Source organism: Gordonia sp. HS-NH1 (assembly GCF_001418765.1).
GTDB lineage: Bacteria > Actinomycetota > Actinomycetes > Mycobacteriales > Mycobacteriaceae > Gordonia.
Map to the genome: position 1 here is coordinate 1 of NZ_LIYC01000140.1, position 353 is coordinate 353.

The 353-nt window shown below is 40.1% G+C and carries 1 protein-coding gene; it reads right to left on the bottom strand.

Annotated features, from left to right (window positions below):
* The coding region (locus AMD30_RS24910; protein ID WP_084817384.1) for a super-infection exclusion protein B at nt 1-285 on the bottom strand (285 nt) is incomplete at its 3' end.
* Nucleotides 286-353: the final 68 nt, after the last annotated feature.

Genomic DNA, 353 nt, shown 5'->3' on the forward strand with positions numbered 1-353 from the left:
AGCGCACAAAACCATAGATTGCTCTTCTGTAAGGTTTTGAATTACTGATCGCACTTTATCGTTTTGCATCTTAATGCGTTTTCTTAGCTTAAATCGCTTATATCTGGCGCTGGCAATAGCTGATAATCGATGCACATTAATTGCTAGCGAAAATGCAAGAGCAAAGACGAAAACATGCCACACATGAGGAATACCGATTCTCTCATTAACATATTCAGGCCAGTTATCTGGGCTTAAAAGCNTTGCTAGCGAAAATGCAAGAGCAAAGACGAAAACATGCCACACATGAGGAATACCGATTCTCTCATTAACATATTCAGGCCAGTTATCTGGGCTTAAAAGCAGAAGTCCAA